The organism is Hallella bergensis DSM 17361 (assembly GCF_000160535.1).
GTDB lineage: Bacteria > Bacteroidota > Bacteroidia > Bacteroidales > Bacteroidaceae > Prevotella > Prevotella bergensis.
Map to the genome: position 1 here is coordinate 78,660 of NZ_GG704784.1, position 18,576 is coordinate 97,235.

Sequence of the window (18,576 nt, forward strand, 5' to 3'; positions counted from 1 at the left end):
ACCACATCTAATAAGAATAAATATCACAAAAAACATACAATGAACAAACTCATAGACTGCTTTGTGCCCGTGGGCACTGACGAAGAAACCGACAAGAATGTCAACGGACTGGACGCCTTGGACATCGTTGGCGACATCACGATTGTGGAAACATCGATGCGTGAGAGCGACACCGTGCGCACCATGGCCGACATTGCGAAGGCCGAATACACGCTGTTCTATCTCAAACCCCAGTATATCCGCATGGGCTATCTGGCCTTGGAACGCATGGTGCAGGTGGCCCGTATGACCGGTGCGGGCATGGTTTATGCCGACCATTACAACGTGTCGGCCGATGGTCGACGCACGGAGGCACCCGTCATCGACTATCAGGCGGGAAGCCTGCGCGACGACTTCGACTTCGGCAGCGTGCTGCTCTTCCGCACCGATGCGCTGAAAGAGTCGGCCAAGCGCACCACGGCCAACTACACGGCAGCAGGACTTTACGACCTGAGATTGAAGCTATCGCAGAAACATCGCATTGAGCATATCAACGAATTTCTGTATTCCGAAGTAGAATTAGACACTCGAAAAACGGGCGAAAAACTCTTCGACTACGTGGACCCGCGCAACCGCGAATCGCAGATAGAAATGGAAGCGGCCTGCACCGAGCATCTCAAGGAGGTGGGCGCATACCTCGCTCCCAACACCAAGCCGGTGGATTTCGCCGGCGACTTCAAGGTGGAGGCATCGGTTATGATACCCGTCCTGAACCGCGTGAGCACCATTCGCGATGCCATCGAGAGTGCGCTGAGCCAGCAAACCGACTTCGAATACAATGTCTTTGTGGTGGAAAACGGCCCCAACTGCCACTCCACCGACGGCACAACCGAGCTTATCGACGAGTACAAGGACAATCCGCGCGTAATTCATCTCATTCCCGAACGCAACGACATCGGCGTGGGCGGCAGTTGGAACATGGCTGCCCATCATCCGCAGTGTGGCCGATTTATCGCCCAACTGGACTCCGACGATGTGTATTCGGGCACCGACACGTTGCAGAAAATTGTCGATACGTTCCGCGCAGAGCAGTGTGCCATGGTGATCGGGTCGTACATGCTGACCGACATCAACCTCAACATCCTGCCCCCGGGAAAGATTGACCACCGCGAATGGACACCCGAAAACGGACACAACAACGCCCTGCGCATCAACGGTCTGGGTGCTCCGCGCGCATTCTTCACACCCGTGCTGCGTGCCATCAACCTGCCCAACGTGAACTATGGCGAGGACTATGCGCTCGGTTTGGCCATCAGCAGGCAATATCCCATCGGCCGCATCTACGACGTAATCTATAATTGCCGACGCTGGGAAGATAACTCCGACGGCGACCTGAGCATTGAAAAGAACAACCGCTACAATCTCTACAAGGATCGCATCCGCACCTGGGAACTCATGGCGAGGAAGACAGCCGGGGTGTAATTCATAATTCACAATTTTCAATTCACAATTTGATGCCCTACCGTTAAAGACGTGAAGCACGAATGCCCAGACCATTATGAGCTATGTATAATCTCCGCGTAGCCCAATTATGAGTGAAGAACGAAGAGTGAAGAATGAGGAACGAGAAGTGGTAAATTGTGAATTGCAACGCGCATACCTAATTGTGAATTTGGGATTATGAATTGTGAATTGCCAACCGCCTAATTGTGAATTGAAAATTGTGACGAGTTGATGAGCTTGCGAATAATTGTGAATTAAAAAACCGCGACAGCATAATTGTGAATTATGAATTATGAATTTTGAATTAAAAAAACTCCTTCGCTCGGCTCCGCCGAATCTCAGAATATCTGGAAAATATCTTTGAATGAACGAAAGGCTCATCGCAGAATATCTGTCCGTTTGCTGCGCAAACAATCCAAGAATATCTGCCTTACCCCAACGCGCAGCATAATTGTGAATTATGAATTATGAATTTTGAATTAAAAAAATCTCTCTGGTGGTGGATTCCCACGCTCTATTTTGCTGAGGGAATACCTTATTTCATAGTCAACAACATCTCCGTGACGATGTTTACCAAGATGGGAGTGCCCAACGGCGAGATGGCATTGTTCACCAGCCTGCTCTATCTGCCCTGGACCATCAAGCCCCTATGGAGTCCGTTTGTCGACATCATCCGCACCAAACGGTGGTGGATCGTGACTATGCAGATACTCATGAGCACACTCTTTGTGCTGCTCACGCTGACCATTCCCCACCCCGACACGTCGCTCATAGCTGGTAAGGAAGTGCCGGTGAGCATGTTCACCTTCACTCTCATACTCTTCACCATCACCGCGTTCGCCTCAGCCACCCACGACATTGCGGCCGACGGCTTCTATATGTTGGCCGCCAACCAGGAAGAGCAGAGCTTCTTTGTGGGCATACGCAGCACGTTCTATCGGCTCAGCAGCATCTTTGGGCAGGGCGTACTGGTGTATATCGCCGGCAGGTTAGAGAAGTCGACAGGCGACATCCCGACCTCTTGGCAAGTCACCATGGCCATCACTGCCGTGATGTTCAGCGTCTTGACGCTCTGGCACACCTTCTCCCTACCCCGCCCCGCAGCCGACAGTCCCCATATCGGACAAGTCTCAAAAGATCGTGCAAAAGAAATCATGAGCGAGTTCTCACGCACCTTCTACACTTATTTCAGCAAGCCGGGGGTGTGGCTGGCCATTGTTTTCATGCTGCTTTACAGGCTTCCCGAGGCTTTCCTCCTGAAGATGGTGAATCCGTTTTTGCTCGACCCACAGGCGAAGGGCGGCCTTGGTCTCGACACCGACACGGTGGGCATTGTCTATGGCACCATTGGCGTCGTCGCACTGACTGTCGGTGGCATCATCGGCGGCATAGCCGCATCGCGCTGGGGATTGCGCAAGGCACTGTGGCCCATGGCCGCCAGCATCACGCTACCCTGTCTCGCATTCGTCTATCTCTCGGCATTTCTTCCCACCAATATTACGGTCATCAGCATCTGCGTAGCGGCCGATCAGTTTGGCTATGGCTTTGGCTTCACAGCCTACATGCTCTATATGATGTACTTCGCCAAGGGCGAATTTGCCACCGCCCACTATGCCATTTGCACGGCTTTCATGGCTCTGAGCATGATGATTCCGGGCATGCTTGCCGGCTATCTGCAAGAGTTGGTGGGCTACGAGTGGTTCTTCTGGATAGTCATGCTATGCTGTCTCGCCACCGTTGTCATAACCTTCCTTGTGCGGGAAAAAGTTGATGCATCATACGGAAAGAAGCAAACGAGCGAATAAAACGATGTGGAGGATAAGCCTCCGCTCGCCTTTGGCGAATCTTAGAATATATAGAGAATATCTTCTTGTAGGTTATAGGCTTATCGCCGAATATCTTTTTGGACTCGCAAGCGAGTCTCATCTTAAAATATCAGCTACGCAATGACAAAGCAAAAAGAACTTGAAGAGAGTGTCCGTACAATCATACGATGTGCCTTTAATGCATATAATGAACTGCATGGGGGACTGATGGAGTCTGTGTATGAGTCTGCATTGGTCTACGAACTCAGAGCAAAGGGGTTTCAAGTTGATCATCAATCTGAATTGCCCATATATTATAAAGGTGTCAAGCTGGACAGGGCGCTTAAGACAGACGTGGTTGTAGACAAAAACATTATCTTGGAACTGAAAGCTACCGACGCCATAGAACCCTCGCATCGCAAACAACTTTTCACCTATTTGTCGCTGAGCCACAAACCAATAGGAATCTTACTTAATTTTACAAACCATGGCAGAGTGGTCTTTGAAAAATACTGGTATGACACCGAAGACAATCGATGTCATGCCTTTTAGACTTATCCACGCCGCAAGGATATTCTCAGATAAAACTCGCTTGCGAGTTCAAAAAGATATTCGGCGATGAGCAAAAGATATTCTCCAGATATTCTAAGATTCGGCGAAGCCGAGCGGAGGAAACAAAAAAACAGCAAAAATATGACAACTAAACTGATTGCCGACAGCGGCTCTACCAAGACAGACTGGTGCCTCCTGAAACCTGACGGCACAACGAGAAAAGTGCAGACCAAGGGACTGAATCCCTTCCAGCTGACCGAAGCAGACATGGCCGCAGAGATCAAGACCATGCTGTTGCCCGAGTTGCAAATCCAAGAAGTGACCGACGTGTACTTCTACGGTGCGGGCTGCACAGTGGAAAAGCAACCCATCGTGGAGGGCATTCTGCGCAGTTGCATCACGATTACCGGCACCTGCGAGGTGGCCAGCGATATGCTCGGGGCTGCGCGCGCCATCTGCGGTCACCAGCCCGGCATAGCCTGCATACTCGGCACAGGTAGCAACTCGTGCGCTTTCGACGGCCGTCAAATCACGAAGAACGTGTCGCCCCTGGGCTATATCCTCGGCGACGAAGGCAGTGGTGCGGTGCTGGGGCGCACACTCTTGGGCGACATCATGAAGCACCAACTGCCGCAACACATCATCGACAGGTTTCATGAGCAATATAACCTGACCCAAGCCGACATTATCGAACGAGTGTATCGGCAGCAAACACCGAGCCGATTCCTGGCATCGTTCGCCCCATTCCTCAAGGCCAATATTACCGAACCCTGCATCGAAGCCATCGTGAAAAAAGGATTCCGGCAATTCCTACGGCGCAATGTGCAGCAGTATGACGGCTGCGAACGCCTGCCCATTGGCTTCATCGGATCCATTGCTATGGTCTTTAGGCCACAGCTTGAGGAGGTGATGCACGAGGAGAGAATGAACCTCGGGCGGATCATCCAGGCTCCGATGGACGGACTATTGGATTTCCACAAATCATAAAACAACCTTATTCATATGTTCAAAATGAAAACACTAACTCAACTTTGCCTTTTCTTGGCATTAGCTTTATTCCTTTCCGGTTGCAGCAACGAAGACCCTACGCCAACCGGTCCAGCAGATGAGGCCACACAGCAGGTTGTCAACTCCGGTCTAATAGAGTTTGACAACCAAGGTGGCAAGACAGAACTGCGGTTCAATATGAATGGCGGCTCGTGGACGGCCAAGGTGGGCAATGACACTGAAGAATCCACAGCATGGTGTTCCACAGACGTGCAGACAGACGGCCAGAAAACAATTGTCACAGTATCGGCACAACCCAATCCCGGCATATCCGTGCGCAAGACTACGGTTCTGCTCTCCTCGGGCACACAGACACACAAGATTAACGTGATGCAGAAACCTACGCCACAATTCGAAATCGTCAACTCACACGTGGATGTGCCGGGCGCCGGAGGCAAAGTGTTTGTGACCTTGCGCACCAACACCATAGTAAAACCGGTCATAGCCAAAGACTCTCCATGGCTCACCTTCGTGGGCACAGAGCGCCGAGGCGGCAATCCCAAGGCCAACGGCGTGATGTACTTAATCTATCAGTTCAATGCCGAGAAAAATACAGACCTCGGCCGCTTGGCATCCATCTCTTTTCTGCTTGACAACGGTAAAGGGCAGACAGCCGACGTGCATCAGTGGAGCCGCACACTCCATGCCACTGAAAACATACACGTGGACAAGCCGGGACAACTCGGCATTCTGCTCGGAGCCAATGCCAACGACTGGGCCAACATCGAAAACCTCAAGCTCTCGGGCACGCTCAATGTGACCGACATGCAGGCGCTGCGCACACTGCTGAAACCCGAAGTGCGCTTCACGGAGCGCAATGCGGAAGGCAATGTGTCGGTGGAATACAGTGTTCAGTTGAACGTCAAACAGGTTGACTTGGGCGACTGTAAACTCGTCGCGGGTGGCCATGAATATATCGAGGAAAACATTGGACGCTCCTATGAGAAAAGATACAATGTCACCCGCGATAACGAATTGGGAGAAGACGCATTCCTCATCACACGCACTCCCTTAGAATCCATAGTGCTTCCAGCGGGCCTCCAACACATCGGCAGGCAGGCGTTCTGCTTCTGCGTACACCTGCAGAGCATCGATATTCCTGCCTCGGTCCGCACCATCGGTGAACGCGCCTTTTGGAATTGCGAATCGCTCAAGCGCATCGCCATACCCGACAACTCACAACTCGAAACTCTCGGCGATATGGCACTAAGCACCCCACAGAAGTTAGACGAGATACGGTTCCCGGCAACTCTGCAAGTCGACACCAAGTATCTGCCCATCCTCGGCGGTGTGAGGGCCAGGAAAATTCATGTGAAATGGACAACACCTCCTACCTTGAACCGTGGTAAAGTGAGCAGTAAATCTATATTATATGTTCCCCAAGGCACAGCCAAATCCTACCGCGAGGCCAACGGATGGAACAAGGCCGCAGAGGTAATCGAAGAATAAGAAACTCGAAAACAAATTATACACAACCTATCATTCTATTTTATTATGCGTATCAAACATCATTCCTTGCTGACTTCCACATTGGTTGCTCCTGCACTGATTCAGCCCATGTCAGCTCAAGTCGGTGAAAACGGCAACACGCCTGACAAAAATTCCCCCAAACCTAATGTCATTGTTATTCTGGCCGACGACCTTGGATATGGCGATTTGCAATGCTACGGTGCACGCAATGTTCAGACACCCCATGTCGACCGCTTGGCCCAGCAGGGCATTCGGTTTACCAACGGTCACGCCGTTGCCGCCACCAGCACACCGTCGCGCTACTCCTTGCTCACGGGCGAATACGCCTGGCGACGCCCGGATACCGACATCGCTCCGGGCAATGCCGGCATGATTATCAAGCCCGGGCAGTTTACGCTGGCCGACCTGTTCAAGAGTGCAGGCTACACCACCTGTGCTATCGGGAAATGGCACTTGGGACTTGGAGACGAAACCGGACAGCAAGATTGGAACGCTCCGCTGCCCCAGTCGCTGGGCGACTTGGGTTTCGACGAGCATTATATCATGGCCGCTACGGCCGACCGTGTGCCATGCGTGTTTATCAAGAACGGGCAGGTGGCCAACTACGACCCGTCGGCTCCGATCGAAGTCAACTACGACCATAACTTTCCGGGTGAGCCTACCGGTGCAGACAATCCGGAATTGCTATACAACCAGAAGTCCAGCGTTGGTCACGACATGTCCATTGTCAACGGCATCGGTCGCATCGGCTATATGAAAGGGGGTGGCAAAGCCCTGTGGAAAGACGAGAACATCGCCGACTCCATCACCACACACGCCGTCCAGTTTATCCGCGACAACCGCAACCGACCGTTCTTCATGTACTTCGCCACCAACGATGTGCACGTTCCGCGTTTCCCTCACGACCGCTTCAGGGGCAAGAACATTATGGGCGTGCGTGGCGATGCCATTGTGCAGTTTGACTGGTCGGTGGGAGAAATCATGCGCACATTAGACCAATTAGGGCTGACTGAGAACACGCTCATCATTCTGACCAGCGACAACGGACCGGTCGTAGACGACGGCTACGCCGACCAGGCCGAGGAAAAACTAAACGGACACCGACCGGCCGGACCCTACCGCGGATACAAATACAGCGCCTTTGAAGGCGGAACCGCCGTGCCCATGATTGTGAGTTGGCCTGCCCGCGTAGCTCCCCGACAGCAATCTGATGCATTGATCAGCCAGGTGGACCTGCTGGCATCGCTCGGAAGCTTAGTTCAAGCCCGGTTGCCCAAGGGCAGCGCACCCGACAGCCAGAACCAGCTGAACGCGCTCATGGGTGACGATACCGTTGGGCGAGACTATGTCATTGAGCAATCGAGCGATCACGTCCTCTCGGTGAGAACTCCCCGCTGGAAATACATCGAGCCTAACGACGGCCCGGCCAGGGTGACTTGGGCACCTCAAATCGAAACGGGAAATCTGCCCGAACCGCAGTTGTACGACATGGATAAGAATTTGTTCGAGCACAAGAATGTGGCCACCAAATATCCGGAAATCACCCACAAATTAATGGACATTCTCCATAACGAGCGCCAACGCACGGTCAGGAAATAGTACATCCAAACCTTGTGCAATCAATAAAATTGTCGTATTTTTGTATGACATCATAACGTAATACATAAGGATATGGGAAAAATTATCATCAACTCTTTCGAAGAGTTTGCAAGCTATGAGGGCAAGCGACTCGGAGAATCATCATGGCTTGAGGTGAGCCAGGAGCGCGTCGACGAATTTGCCGACGCGACGCTCGACCACCAATGGATACACGTTGATGTGGAACGCGCGAAGAAAGAAAGCATCTACAAGAACACCATCGCCCACGGATACCTCACCCTCTCGCTCCTACCACACATGTGGAACGAGATTATCGAGGTGAACAATCTGAAGATGATGGTGAACTATGGCATGGACAACATGCGCTTTGGCATACCCGTCATCACGGGCAGCAAGATACGCCTCGTGGCCGACCTGAAGAAAATCGAGAACCTGCGGGGCATCTGCAAGACCACCATTGCCTTCCAGATCGAGATTGAAGGACAGCGCAAGCCTGCCCTCAAGGGCGAGGCACAGTTCCTCTATTATTTCGAATAGGGCGTGACTTGGGCGCACGAACACTAAACCAACTAACAGAATCGGGGCATCCTCGCATGGAGGATGCCCCGATTCTGTATTTTCTCCGGCTGTGTGCTACTTGGCGTAGGCCACCGAACGCGTCTCGCGGATAACGGTGATTTTCACCTGACCGGGATAAGTCATCTCGTTCTGAATCTTCTCGGCAATGTCGTTGCTGAGGTTTGTGCTCTCCTCGTCGGTCATCTTGTCGGCACCCACAATCACGCGCAACTCACGACCGGCCTGAATGGCATAGGTCTTGGTCACACCGGGATAGCTCATGGCCACGGCTTCAAGGTCGTTCAGACGCTTGATGTAAGCCTCCACAATCTCGCGGCGGGCACCTGGTCGGGCTCCCGAAATGGCATCGCAAACCTGGACAATCGGAGCCAGCAGCGTTTCCATCTCCACCTCGTCGTGGTGCGCGGCAATGGCATTCACGATCTCCGGTTTCTCCTTGCAGCGTTCGGCCATCTTGCCGCCCAACAGGGCGTGGGGCAGTTCGCTCTCCTCGTCGGGCACCTTACCGATGTCGTGCAACAGTCCGGCGCGCTTGGCCTTCTTGGGGTTCAGTCCCAATTCCGCAGCCATCACCGAGCAGAGATTGGCCGTCTCGCGGGCATGCTGCAAGAGGTTTTGTCCGTATGAAGAGCGATATTTCATCTTACCCACGATGCGTACCAAGTCGGGATGCAGACCATGGATGCCCAGGTCGATGGCCGTGCGCTTGCCAGTCTCGATAATCTCGTTGTCGAGTTGCTTCTTCACCTTGGCCACCACTTCCTCGATTCGTGCGGGGTGGATACGTCCGTCGGCCACCAACTGGTGTAGTGCCAAGCGGCAAACCTCACGACGAACAGGGTCGAAGGCAGAAATCATAATCGATTCCGGCGTGTCGTCCACCACGATCTCCACACCCGTTGCGGCCTCCAAAGCCCGAATGTTACGACCTTCGCGACCAATGATACGGCCTTTCACCTCATCATTGTCAATATGGAAGACGCTGACCGAATTTTCGATGGCCGTCTCCGTGGCGACACGCTGAATGGTCTGTATGACAATTCTCCGTGCTTTCTCGTTGGCGTCGAGCTTGGCCTGGTCCATCACCTCGTTCACATAGCTGGCTGCATCGAGGCGAGCCTTACCCTTCATGCTTTCCACGAGGCGGGCCTTAGCCTCTTCAGCCGACAGTCCGGAGAGTTCCTCGAGCTTGTTACGCTCCTGCTCCTGCATTTTCTCAAGCTCGGTTTGCTTCGTGGCAAGCACCTTGCGCTCATTGTCGATGCGCACCTGGCTTTGGTCTATTTCCTGCTTCTTGCGTCCCAAATCGTCCTGTCGCTGGTTGAGCGTCAGTTCGCGCTGCTTCAGGCGGTTTTCAACCTGCTGCATCTTTTGGTTTCGCTGTTGAAATTCCTTCTCCAGCTCGCCCTTCTGGTTCAGGAATTTCTCCCTCACCTCGAGCAACTTCTTTTCTTTAAGAACTTCGGCTTCTTTCTCAGCCGAACTGATGATCTCCTTATATTTGCCGGTGATAACATACCGGAAGGCGGCATAGCCTATCAGTCCACCTATGATCAAGGCAATCAGGACTGTTACAATCGTACCTATCATTAAAAAAACTATATTTGTATAATAAATTAATATTCTTTTCGCACTACTTTCTGTCGAGCTCGGATTCAATTTCAGAAGTCAACTGCAAAAGAATATCTTCATAAGGTTTGGTGTCGTTGCGCTTGAGCTGCCTCTCATGCCTGAGCGCCAAGTCGATCATGGCAAAATAAGTGATTTCCCGATCACTCTTGCTGCCCTTGAAGTTAGCAAAATAAGCGTTCATCAACTCATTGATGAGACTTGCTCCTTTTCGATACAGCGCCTCGTCTTCACGCGGAACACGAACCATGATATCCGTATCGTAAATATGTAACCTTATGTTTATTTTATTTGAGTCTGTTTCTGCCATTGCGTCCTGTTACTTCCCACTCAGCAGAGTGATGCATTTGTTAACGTCTCTGACAAGCCCGGCCACGCGCTTTTTGGCTTCGTCAAGGTCTCCATCGGTCACCTCAAGCATCTTGGCCATCTTCAACATACTGTAATCGTTCCGGGCGCGCGACAACTCGGCTTCCAACTGCCCGATTCGGGCATCCCGCTCGTCTACCATGGCATACAGGTTTTCATTCTCCTGTTTCAGGTCATGATACTGGAGAATCATCTGCCTAACGCGGGTGGAAAACGTGTTGATTGTCTTTTCGGTAGCACCCATTACGATTCTATTTTCTGCAAATTTAAACCTTTTCGGCGAGAATTGCAAACAATTGTTACAATTTATTTACTCTAAATCACGGTTCGCTCAATTAATTTCTCAAAAAGGACACAACGGCCCGAAATCGGGTTATAAGGGAGAAATATGTATATCGTGACTGGATATCAATCGGTTAGCTCGAGTTTGAGGTTTTTTTACTTCTAAGTAGGGATTGAGGCAACGATTGTATGTTGTGTTGCCGAACGGAGGCTAACGACTGGGGAATCCCCACATCGTGACTGAGTTTTCCATGCCATTTTTTTAGAAAATTCCAGCCCGTTCTCCCGTTGAAAAATGTAAAAATAGATGACCGTTTTCTGACGAATATTTTCTTGTCAACCAGCGAAAAATGCGCCATGTTTCCGCCCGCATGGCCTCCTCACACAACGTGGAAACAGCTCCGCTTTCGGGCTGATAATTCCGTGCTGTCGTGACGAGGTTCGAATCGCGCTGCGGTTAGACTCTAACCGGCTTGCGACTGAGCCTCATTCGCCAGGCGATTAGGCCTTTCACGCTCGGCCATTCCATACCCAATCGCAGAGAATGATTTGGGACGCACAAAAGGGGTGGTGCTGAAAGGGTTGATTATCAACAAACTACGAATTACGCAAATTTGGCGAATTTCGGACAGGATGTGTCTTTGTTTTTGAATAAACGAAATTCCGAGGACTGTTTGTCAGGAAAATTACGAATAAAAAAATGCTTGCAATACGCCTGAGAAATGGTTACTTCGTTGCGTGCAAACATGTATTGTTCGGACAAAGATTGTCGAGGAGAAGAAGACGCAAAAGGCTCAGTCCGTATAGGGAATGAGCCTTTTGTTAGATTGAAATTGATGCGGGGTACCCCGTCAGAATATTTATTTCTTGGCTGTCGAAATGTTGATTCTTTCCTTGATGCGGGCAGCCTTACCTGTACGCTTACGCAGATAGAACAACTTGGCACGGCGAACTTTACCGCGCTTGTTTACTTCGATGCTTGCAATAGCAGGAGACTCGATGGGGAAGATACGCTCTACGCCAACGGTTCCGGACATCTTGCGAACGGTGAAACGTTTCTTTTCGCCGTGGCCGCTGATCTTGATCACGACACCACGATAGAGCTGTACACGCTCCTTTGTACCCTCGACGATTCTGTAACCAACGGTGATGGTATCGCCTGCCTTGAACTCTGGGAACTCATTGTTGGTTGCAAATGCTTTTTCAGCAACTTTAATTAAATCCATTGTCTTGATTATTAAAAATTGTTTGTCGTTCCAACCCAACATGGCCTGAAGACTCTTCCTTCAACCAGCGGTTAGGCCGAAAAGCGGTGCAAAGGTACAAACTTTTGGTCGAATAAGGCCGAAAGGGAGGGCTTTTTGTCTGTTTTTTAACACTTTTGTGCGTTTTGGTGTAAGAAAAAGGGTGGGATGTGTTGGGGGCTTCGGCTAAAAACAGTAAATTTGTGCCATGTTTTTCAAATGGGGTTTGCGAGGCATCTCGACCCAATTAAGATTTGAACAGATGAAAAAAAATACATTCTGGTTAGCACTGATCGGTATGGCGATGGCGGCGGGAGCATGCCACACACCACATGTCATGACCGATATTTCGCGCAGTCGGATTTTGGTGGACGGGCGATATGACGAGCACCCCGATGCCGAAGCTGCGGCATTTGTGGAGCCTTATAGCCGTCGCGTGGACAGTTTGATGAGTCCGGTCGTAGGCTCCATGGCCCGGTATATGGCCGCCTACAAGCCTGAAAGTGAGCTTTCTAACTTGCTTGCGGACATCCTGATGTGGACTGGGAAGCGGTATGGCGAGCGGCCGGACTTCGCGGTGTACAACATGGGTGGCATTCGCGCGGCCTTCGCCAAGGGGCCGGTGACGCTGGGCAACATACTGGATGTGGCGCCGTTCGAAAACAAGATATGCTTTCTCACGCTGACAGGAGCCAACGTTGTGGACCTGTTTAGGCAGATGGCGCGGCGAGGTGGCGAGGGAGTGAGCCACGGAGTTGAACTGGAGATGACCCGGGGCGGAGAACTGCTGAAAGTCCGCATCAACGGCAAGGAGGTGGATCCGGCGGGGAGTTACCGCGTGGCCACACTCGACTATCTGGCTCAGGGCAACGACCAGCTGGTGGCATTCAAGACGCTCAGCGACATGAAGTCTCCACAGGGACTGGAGGATAACGTCAGGGAACTGATTCGGGAATTTTTTAAGGAGCAGGAAACTGCGGGCAACGTGGTGGACAGCCAGGTGGAAGGACGAATTAAAATCGTGGAATGATGAGAATAGCAAGAGTGGCCTCGCTCATGGCCTTGTGTTTGATGATGAGCCTGACTGCGGGAGCACAGAAAGAACTTGTGATCCTGCACACGAACGATACGCACAGCTGCATCATGCCGCTGAGCAAGAATCTGGCCGACACGATGCTGGCGGGACGGGCGGGGTTCCTGCGCCGGGTGGCGATGCTGAAGGACGAGCGGAGGAAAAACCCCGACTTGCTGCTGTTTGACAGTGGTGACTTCTCGCAGGGGTCACCTTATTATACACTTTTCAAAGGTGATGTGGAGGTCGGACTGATGAACCGGATGGGGTATGATGCCGGAACCATTGGTAACCACGAGTTCGATTTCGGGCTGGAGAACATGGCCCGTGTGTTCGGCAAACTGAATTTCCCCGTGGTCTGCGCCAACTACAAGTTCAGCCAGTATGGGCTTGACAAACTCGTTAAGCCGTATATTATCCTGAAACGGAAGGGGTTGAGAATTGGGGTATTCGGACTGAGTCCTGAGTTGGACGGCTTGGTAGATCGGAAGAATTATGAGCAGACGGAATACCTGGATCCGGTGAGTACGGCACAGAAAATGGCTGATTTGCTGAAAAAGAAGAAATGTGACTTGGTCATCTGTCTGTCTCACTTGGGCTGGACTGACAAGGGCGGCGACCAGGAGTTGATTGCTCGAACACGGGGCATTGACTTGGTGCTGGGCGGTCATAGCCACACTTATTTCACGGAATTACGATACGCGAAAAACCTTGATGGCAAAGCGATTCCGGTGGACCAGAATGGGAAGCATGGGATATTTGTGGGGAGGATGAGAGTAAGCCTCTCACCACGGTAGCCTCTCCCCCCAGCCCCCTCTCCCGTAGGGGAGGGGGAGTGATTACTCTGAAGGATGTTATGGGAGTGAAGGGAGGATGTTATGGAAGTGAAGGAGGGATGTTATAGGAGTGAAGGGGGGATTCATGAAGAAATTAAGGATAGGTGGAGGTGTAGGGTAAACTGCGTTAAGTTTATTTGATAATATAGCTTTTGATATGGGCTAGAACCTTGTCGATATCGTGAAGGACTTGTTCATTTGAGAATCTTACGACCCGATAATCCTGCGACTCTAAGAAAGCAGTTCTTTGCTTGTCCCATTCCTGTTGCTCGGGCTTGTTATGAATATTACCGTCGACCTCGATAATAAGCCGCTGGTCTATACAGATAAAATCGGCTATGAAGTCACCGATAGGATGTTGGCGACGAAAATGTACACCTAACTGGTTAGCCCGGATATATGACCAAAGAAAACTTTCTGCTTTGGTTTGTCCATGCCTCATCCTCTTGGCATTATTCTTCAACAAACCGTAAACAAGTGGATTGGCAGTCTTATAATAATCATCGCTTTCCATAATACACAGTCAAAATTTACAATTCAACCTTTTATCCTTTCTTTTTTTCAACCCTCCCTCTCTTATCTTCCAACTTCTCTCTTTCATCATCACATCCTTCAGAGTAATCACTCCCCCTCCCCTACGGGAGAGGGGGCTGGGGGGAGAGGCTGTAGAGGCTGTCGGGGGGAGAGGCTTTTTTACTCAAAATAAAACGTCACCGCCACCATCTTCGCCCGAGTCTTGTTCACAGACGTAGCATAAGGCAGCATGGTCTTATCCTTAATATGGTTAGGATGATCAGCATCGAAGGAGTTGGTGAGACCATACATGAACTTGAGTTCCGGCCGCAACTTGAAGAAAGGAAGGTAGAAGTCGCAGCCGATGCCGGCCTCTACAAAGATATCATATCGATTCAACCTGATATAGTCGTTCTGTGCTCCAGTGAGGTTGATCATCGGATTGAGGCCAAAGAAAACATAAGGACGGTGATTGTTGAGGCGTTGGGCGCCAAAGATAAGGTCTGTGGCACAACCAATGTACACCGACTTTAAATTTTGCGCCCGAGTTATCAGCGTGTCCACGGCCTGTGGATTCATGTTGTGGAATGATATGTGGCGGCTGCCAAAATAGAGAGTGGGGGCAAGGCGAAACTGGAAACTGCGGTTCAGGCGCAGTTCTCCCAAGACCCCTACATGGAATCCCTGGTCCCAGCGATCCTGGTCGGCAGTAATGGAGTATTCCTGCTGTGTCCCGTCATCATGAGTGATAACCTGCGGACCGACGTTGTTGAACTCAAGGTCTTGCACATGAGGACCAACCAGAATACCGAAGTGAAAGGGTCGTAGGTCGGTATACGGCCGGTTTTGCACCGTCCGTGCTTGAGCCAGCAACACTTGCGTGTAGGTCAGCAAAGCCATGATCACAGCAATCAATCTTTTCATATCCTTATAACGTATCTGTCGTGTTGATTATTGCTTCAAAATGCCACGTTGCATGTCTAAAGTTGATTAACCTCACGATTTTTGATGAGACAAATTAAAAATCTTCAAAAAAACAATCATCATTTGTAGGTATATCAAATAAAGTTTTTATCTTTGCATCGTACAAGGAAGGAGACGCGTTCCCCTGAAGACAAACCGTACACAAGAACATTATAAACAATAAAAAGAACAATTATTATGGCTTACGTAATTAATGAAGACTGCGTTGCATGCGGAACATGCATTGACGAATGCCCGGTATCAGCAATCTCTGAGGGTGACATCTATTCTATTGATCCTGACGAGTGCACAGAGTGCGGTTCTTGCGCTGCTGTATGCCCGCAGGAAGCCATCAGCTTGCCGGAGTAAGTTGATTATCCATCACCGCTGTTCCCCATGGAATGAGAGTGTGGATTTATCGGGAAAAACAAAGCCTCACTGTTCGCTTGATGTGACAGTGAGGCTTATTTTTGGACTTATTCAGTTTGTGCGGCTACTCCACCGTAGCAAGATCGATGTTCTTGTTCCCATTGAGGAAGTCGCGTGCGGGCATGCGTTTCTTACCCGATAGTTGGAGTTCGGTTATCTCTAACCATTCATCCTGACATGCTATATAGAGTTGAAATCTGTCGACAAAGATGTTGCCAGGTGTTGCACCATGGCATGACTTCCCTGTTTTACTTGCCTTGTAAACCTTAAGCATTGCCGGTTGGTTGTCGGTTGGCTGCAACATAGTCCAAGCAGCAGGATATGGTGACAATCCGCGAATGAAATCGAAGACCGATTTTGCGGGGCGATTCCAGTCTATCCGACAGGTCTCCTTGAAAATCTTGGGGGCCGGATGGAGCGTCGCATGTTGGTTTTCCCACTCCGCTTGGTCGGTGGAGGGCACGTTGCCCTCATGCTCTATAACAAGGTTTATGGTTTCACAGGCTGCTTCAGCTCCCAGCTCCATCAATCCGTTGTAAACGTATTCAGCATCCGCATCGTCGGGAATTGGAAAGTGTTTCTGAAGAATAATGCGGCCGGTGTCGATGTCTTTGTCCAGAAAGAAGGTAGTGACACCGGTTTCGGTCTCACCGTTCATGATAGCCCAGTTGATGGGAGCCGCACCGCGATACTGAGGCAAGAGAGCTGCGTGAACATTGAAAGTACCAAAACGTGGCATGCCCCACACAACCTCGGGCAGCATCCGGAAAGCCACGACAACCTGCAAATCGGCCTGGTAAGCAGACAGTTCCTGTACGAAATCGGGGTCTTTCATCTTGGCGGGCTGTAACACGGGGATGCCATGCTCCAACGCAAAGGTCTTCACGGCAGGAGGTTGCAGTCTGTTCTGGTGACGTCCGACGGGCTTGTCGGGCTGTGTCACCACGGCCACCACATGATATTCCTCCCTGATGAGCTTACTCAATGTTGCTACGGCAAACTCCGGGGTTCCCATGAACACAATTCTTAAATCTTTCTTCTCCATCTGTTATCTCTTATTTTACTGAACTGTCGCACGCGCGACATCAATCCATAATATTGTAAACGATCCAACCGTATCGGCAAAGTTACACAATTTGCAACCTTTCTCCAAACATTACTGCCCATTGTAACACATATTCTCACCACTCCCCTACCAAGCCTTCTGCCCACAAGAAACTCGTCCGCTTATTCTATGTATAAAACTTCGGGATATCTTCTAAACGTTCGTTGTTTTTTTGTAACTTTAGCGCTCAAACGAAGAAGATCGTGGCGAAACCCATGACGTTCAGATGCGATTGCATCGGACATTCAAACCGAATACAACAGAAATGAATACAGGTGAAATCATAAGAGCCATGTTCCGCGGCGTGGGACAAGTGATGTTTCAAAACAATGCACTTTCGGGATTGCTGATGCTTATAGGCATCGGCTGCAACTCGCTGCCCATGTTCTTGTTTGCCTTGATGGGCACAGCGATTGGCACGCTGACGGCGATTGTGCTGAGATATGATTCGGAGCATATCAAAGACGGACTCTATGGCTTTAACAGTACGTTAGTAGGCATAGCTGTTCCCTGCTTCATGCCCATCAATATCTGGTCGGTTTTGCTCATGGTTGTCGCCTCGGTTGCGGCCACATTGGTTGCTCGCGGCTTTGAGAAACAGAAGCTTCTTCCCACGCTCACGGCTCCGTTTGTCATGATGACTTGGGTGATGTTGCTTGTGAGTCATTTCCTGCCCGAACTTCAGCAACCGGCCACTGCTGTGGTTACAGAGGCGGAGTCGTTCTCTTTGCTTCAGGCAATCTCCCTGAGTTTCGGACAGATTATGTTGCAGGGAAACAGTTGGCTGACGGGCTTTTTCTTTTTCCTGGCCATTCTGGTTCACTCCCGCAAGATGGCCATGGAAGCACTGCTGGCCGGTGTTCTGACTCTGACGGTCGTATGGATTCCATTTGTCAGCACCCGCTCGGTAAACGACGGGCTGTATGGTTATAACGCTATACTGACAGTTCTGGCTGTGGCGAATATCCTGAATATAACTTCCTATAGATACACCAAGGCTTTGGTTGCCTTGGTGCTGTCGGTGGTGTTAGAATCTGTTGGCATGCAATTGGGCATGGTCACGCTCACCGCACCGTTTGTGCTGTCCGTATGGCTAATGGTCTTGTACAATACTTTCACAGATTGTAAAAGCAAAGCCAAAGCCGGCCGTGCGATGTAATACCAACCTCAGAACTGCCACCAGCGCTTTTTCCGGGGCCGTTCGCTGGGCGAAGTGTGCCCCATGCCTTCTCTAATGATTTGAGCGTAGGTTTTGTGTTGGGATATGATTTGATAGATCTGACCCCAGTCAGGCAGTCCACCGATGCCGCGGTCGTCGATGAAATAGTCTGCCTTGAGTTTACGGCTGAAGTGGTTGTTGTTCTCGGCCACCTCCTCCGGATAGTCGCGGTTGACCGCCCAAAAGTCCACGCCACGCTCATGGCACCAGTCCAAGGCCTCTTTGAGCAGGTCTCCCTCGCGCACCGTCCATAGAATAAGGCGATGCCGATCCTTGATAAGCATGCGAAGAGTTTCCGTTGCAAACGGAAGCTCTTCGCCTATTTCCGGATAACGGTGTTCGACAACAGTACCATCGAAGTCTACTGCAATTGTTGCCATT

The 18,576-nt window shown here is 50.8% G+C and carries 19 protein-coding genes; 11 read left to right on the forward strand and 8 right to left on the reverse strand.

What is annotated here, in order from left to right:
• Positions 1-39 precede the first annotated feature (39 nt).
• From HMPREF0645_RS11850 to HMPREF0645_RS11880, 7 genes are all read left to right on the forward strand, one after another.
• Positions 40-1,461 (forward strand): glycosyltransferase family 2 protein, encoded by a 1,422-nt coding sequence (locus HMPREF0645_RS11850; RefSeq protein WP_007175275.1) that lies wholly within the window; start codon positions 40-42, stop codon positions 1,459-1,461.
• Between the two features lie 488 nt (positions 1,462-1,949).
• Positions 1,950-3,287, forward strand: coding sequence for an MFS transporter (locus HMPREF0645_RS11855; RefSeq protein WP_007175276.1), 1,338 nt, complete (start codon positions 1,950-1,952; stop codon positions 3,285-3,287).
• 141 nt (positions 3,288-3,428) lie between these two features.
• Positions 3,429-3,839, forward strand: a complete 411-nt coding sequence (locus tag HMPREF0645_RS11860; RefSeq protein ID WP_007175277.1) for a GxxExxY protein — start codon at positions 3,429-3,431, stop codon at positions 3,837-3,839.
• Positions 3,840-3,980: 141 nt separating this feature from the next.
• A complete protein-coding gene (locus HMPREF0645_RS11865) occupies positions 3,981-4,826 on the forward strand; it encodes an ATPase (RefSeq protein ID WP_044123653.1) in 846 nt (281 codons plus the stop codon).
• 24 nt (positions 4,827-4,850) lie between these two features.
• Positions 4,851-6,335, forward strand: coding sequence for a leucine-rich repeat protein (locus HMPREF0645_RS11870; RefSeq protein ID WP_169305465.1), 1,485 nt, complete (start codon positions 4,851-4,853; stop codon positions 6,333-6,335).
• A gap of 45 nt (positions 6,336-6,380) precedes the next feature.
• Complete coding sequence (locus HMPREF0645_RS11875; protein WP_007175280.1) at positions 6,381-7,955, forward strand: sulfatase family protein; 1,575 nt, start codon at positions 6,381-6,383, stop codon at positions 7,953-7,955.
• Positions 7,956-8,027: 72 nt separating this feature from the next.
• Positions 8,028-8,492 (forward strand): MaoC family dehydratase, encoded by a 465-nt coding sequence (locus tag HMPREF0645_RS11880; protein ID WP_007175281.1) that lies wholly within the window; start codon positions 8,028-8,030, stop codon positions 8,490-8,492.
• 96 nt (positions 8,493-8,588) lie between these two features.
• On the opposite strand, the gene rny is transcribed toward HMPREF0645_RS11880, so the two are convergent.
• The 4 genes from rny to rplS all read right to left on the reverse strand — a co-directional run bounded on the left by rny (position 8,589) and on the right by rplS (position 12,040).
• Complete coding sequence (gene rny, locus HMPREF0645_RS11885) at positions 8,589-10,124, reverse strand: ribonuclease Y (RefSeq protein ID WP_007175282.1); 1,536 nt, start codon at positions 10,122-10,124, stop codon at positions 8,589-8,591.
• Between the two features lie 43 nt (positions 10,125-10,167).
• Positions 10,168-10,473: a cell division protein ZapA gene (locus HMPREF0645_RS11890; RefSeq protein ID WP_007175283.1), complete on the reverse strand. Its 306-nt coding sequence runs from the start codon at positions 10,471-10,473 to the stop codon at positions 10,168-10,170.
• 9 nt (positions 10,474-10,482) lie between these two features.
• Positions 10,483-10,776, reverse strand: coding sequence for a hypothetical protein (locus HMPREF0645_RS11895; RefSeq protein ID WP_007175284.1), 294 nt, complete (start codon positions 10,774-10,776; stop codon positions 10,483-10,485).
• A gap of 898 nt (positions 10,777-11,674) precedes the next feature.
• Positions 11,675-12,040: a 50S ribosomal protein L19 gene (gene rplS, locus HMPREF0645_RS11900; RefSeq protein WP_044123625.1), complete on the reverse strand. Its 366-nt coding sequence runs from the start codon at positions 12,038-12,040 to the stop codon at positions 11,675-11,677.
• Positions 12,041-12,320: 280 nt separating this feature from the next.
• Between rplS and HMPREF0645_RS11905 the strand changes: the two genes are divergently transcribed.
• Together HMPREF0645_RS11905 and HMPREF0645_RS11910 are read left to right on the forward strand one after the other, a co-directional pair.
• On the forward strand, positions 12,321-13,088 hold the full coding sequence (locus HMPREF0645_RS11905) for a 5'-nucleotidase C-terminal domain-containing protein (protein WP_044123626.1): 768 nt from the start codon (positions 12,321-12,323) through the stop codon (positions 13,086-13,088).
• Positions 13,088-13,927 (forward strand): bifunctional metallophosphatase/5'-nucleotidase, encoded by an 840-nt coding sequence (locus tag HMPREF0645_RS11910; RefSeq protein ID WP_419185649.1) that lies wholly within the window; start codon positions 13,088-13,090, stop codon positions 13,925-13,927. Before HMPREF0645_RS11905 ends, HMPREF0645_RS11910 begins: the two co-directional genes overlap by 1 nt.
• A gap of 172 nt (positions 13,928-14,099) precedes the next feature.
• Here HMPREF0645_RS11910 and HMPREF0645_RS11915 read toward each other — a convergent pair whose 3' ends face one another.
• Both HMPREF0645_RS11915 and porT read right to left on the reverse strand, forming a co-directional pair.
• Positions 14,100-14,480, reverse strand: a complete 381-nt coding sequence (locus tag HMPREF0645_RS11915) for an endonuclease domain-containing protein (RefSeq protein WP_007175289.1) — start codon at positions 14,478-14,480, stop codon at positions 14,100-14,102.
• Between the two features lie 179 nt (positions 14,481-14,659).
• Positions 14,660-15,403: a type IX secretion/gliding motility protein PorT/SprT gene (gene porT, locus HMPREF0645_RS11920; protein ID WP_007175290.1), complete on the reverse strand. Its 744-nt coding sequence runs from the start codon at positions 15,401-15,403 to the stop codon at positions 14,660-14,662.
• A gap of 237 nt (positions 15,404-15,640) precedes the next feature.
• On the opposite strand from porT, the gene HMPREF0645_RS13475 reads away from it, so the two are divergent.
• Positions 15,641-15,811: a DUF362 domain-containing protein gene (locus tag HMPREF0645_RS13475; protein ID WP_007175291.1), complete on the forward strand. Its 171-nt coding sequence runs from the start codon at positions 15,641-15,643 to the stop codon at positions 15,809-15,811.
• Between the two features lie 124 nt (positions 15,812-15,935).
• Here HMPREF0645_RS13475 and fmt read toward each other — a convergent pair whose 3' ends face one another.
• Positions 15,936-16,916, reverse strand: a complete 981-nt coding sequence (gene fmt, locus HMPREF0645_RS11925) for a methionyl-tRNA formyltransferase (RefSeq protein WP_007175292.1) — start codon at positions 16,914-16,916, stop codon at positions 15,936-15,938.
• Positions 16,917-17,241: 325 nt separating this feature from the next.
• Between fmt and HMPREF0645_RS11930 the strand changes: the two genes are divergently transcribed.
• Positions 17,242-18,135, forward strand: a complete 894-nt coding sequence (locus HMPREF0645_RS11930) for an urea transporter (RefSeq protein ID WP_007175293.1) — start codon at positions 17,242-17,244, stop codon at positions 18,133-18,135.
• 8 nt (positions 18,136-18,143) lie between these two features.
• Here the strand turns inward: HMPREF0645_RS11930 and HMPREF0645_RS11935 are convergent, their stop codons facing one another.
• On the reverse strand, positions 18,144-18,575 hold the full coding sequence (locus HMPREF0645_RS11935; protein WP_007175294.1) for a BT0820 family HAD-type phosphatase: 432 nt from the start codon (positions 18,573-18,575) through the stop codon (positions 18,144-18,146).
• Position 18,576 lies beyond the last annotated feature (1 nt).

Bases quoted from the DNA above. Each gene is read 5' to 3' on its own strand.
- rny (WP_007175282.1), bottom strand. From the start codon at position 10,124: ATGATAGGTACGATTGTAACAGTCCTGATTGCCTTGATCATAGGTGGA.
- HMPREF0645_RS13475 (WP_007175291.1), top strand. From the start codon at position 15,641: ATGGCTTACGTAATTAATGAAGACTGCGTTGCATGCGGAACATGCATT.
- HMPREF0645_RS11865 (WP_044123653.1), top strand. From the start codon at position 3,981: ATGACAACTAAACTGATTGCCGACAGCGGCTCTACCAAGACAGACTGG.
- HMPREF0645_RS11855 (WP_007175276.1), top strand. From the start codon at position 1,950: ATGAATTTTGAATTAAAAAAATCTCTCTGGTGGTGGATTCCCACGCTC.
- HMPREF0645_RS11895 (WP_007175284.1), bottom strand. From the start codon at position 10,776: ATGGGTGCTACCGAAAAGACAATCAACACGTTTTCCACCCGCGTTAGG.
- HMPREF0645_RS11935 (WP_007175294.1), bottom strand. From the start codon at position 18,575: ATGGCAACAATTGCAGTAGACTTCGATGGTACTGTTGTCGAACACCGT.
- HMPREF0645_RS11880 (WP_007175281.1), top strand. From the start codon at position 8,028: ATGGGAAAAATTATCATCAACTCTTTCGAAGAGTTTGCAAGCTATGAG.
- rplS (WP_044123625.1), bottom strand. From the start codon at position 12,040: ATGGATTTAATTAAAGTTGCTGAAAAAGCATTTGCAACCAACAATGAG.
- HMPREF0645_RS11890 (WP_007175283.1), bottom strand. From the start codon at position 10,473: ATGGCAGAAACAGACTCAAATAAAATAAACATAAGGTTACATATTTAC.
- HMPREF0645_RS11860 (WP_007175277.1), top strand. From the start codon at position 3,429: ATGACAAAGCAAAAAGAACTTGAAGAGAGTGTCCGTACAATCATACGA.
- HMPREF0645_RS11905 (WP_044123626.1), top strand. From the start codon at position 12,321: ATGAAAAAAAATACATTCTGGTTAGCACTGATCGGTATGGCGATGGCG.
- HMPREF0645_RS11930 (WP_007175293.1), top strand. From the start codon at position 17,242: ATGAATACAGGTGAAATCATAAGAGCCATGTTCCGCGGCGTGGGACAA.
- HMPREF0645_RS11915 (WP_007175289.1), bottom strand. From the start codon at position 14,480: ATGGAAAGCGATGATTATTATAAGACTGCCAATCCACTTGTTTACGGT.
- HMPREF0645_RS11910 (WP_419185649.1), top strand. From the start codon at position 13,088: ATGAGAATAGCAAGAGTGGCCTCGCTCATGGCCTTGTGTTTGATGATG.
- HMPREF0645_RS11875 (WP_007175280.1), top strand. From the start codon at position 6,381: ATGCGTATCAAACATCATTCCTTGCTGACTTCCACATTGGTTGCTCCT.
- fmt (WP_007175292.1), bottom strand. From the start codon at position 16,916: ATGGAGAAGAAAGATTTAAGAATTGTGTTCATGGGAACCCCGGAGTTT.
- HMPREF0645_RS11850 (WP_007175275.1), top strand. From the start codon at position 40: ATGAACAAACTCATAGACTGCTTTGTGCCCGTGGGCACTGACGAAGAA.
- porT (WP_007175290.1), bottom strand. From the start codon at position 15,403: ATGAAAAGATTGATTGCTGTGATCATGGCTTTGCTGACCTACACGCAA.
- HMPREF0645_RS11870 (WP_169305465.1), top strand. From the start codon at position 4,851: ATGAAAACACTAACTCAACTTTGCCTTTTCTTGGCATTAGCTTTATTC.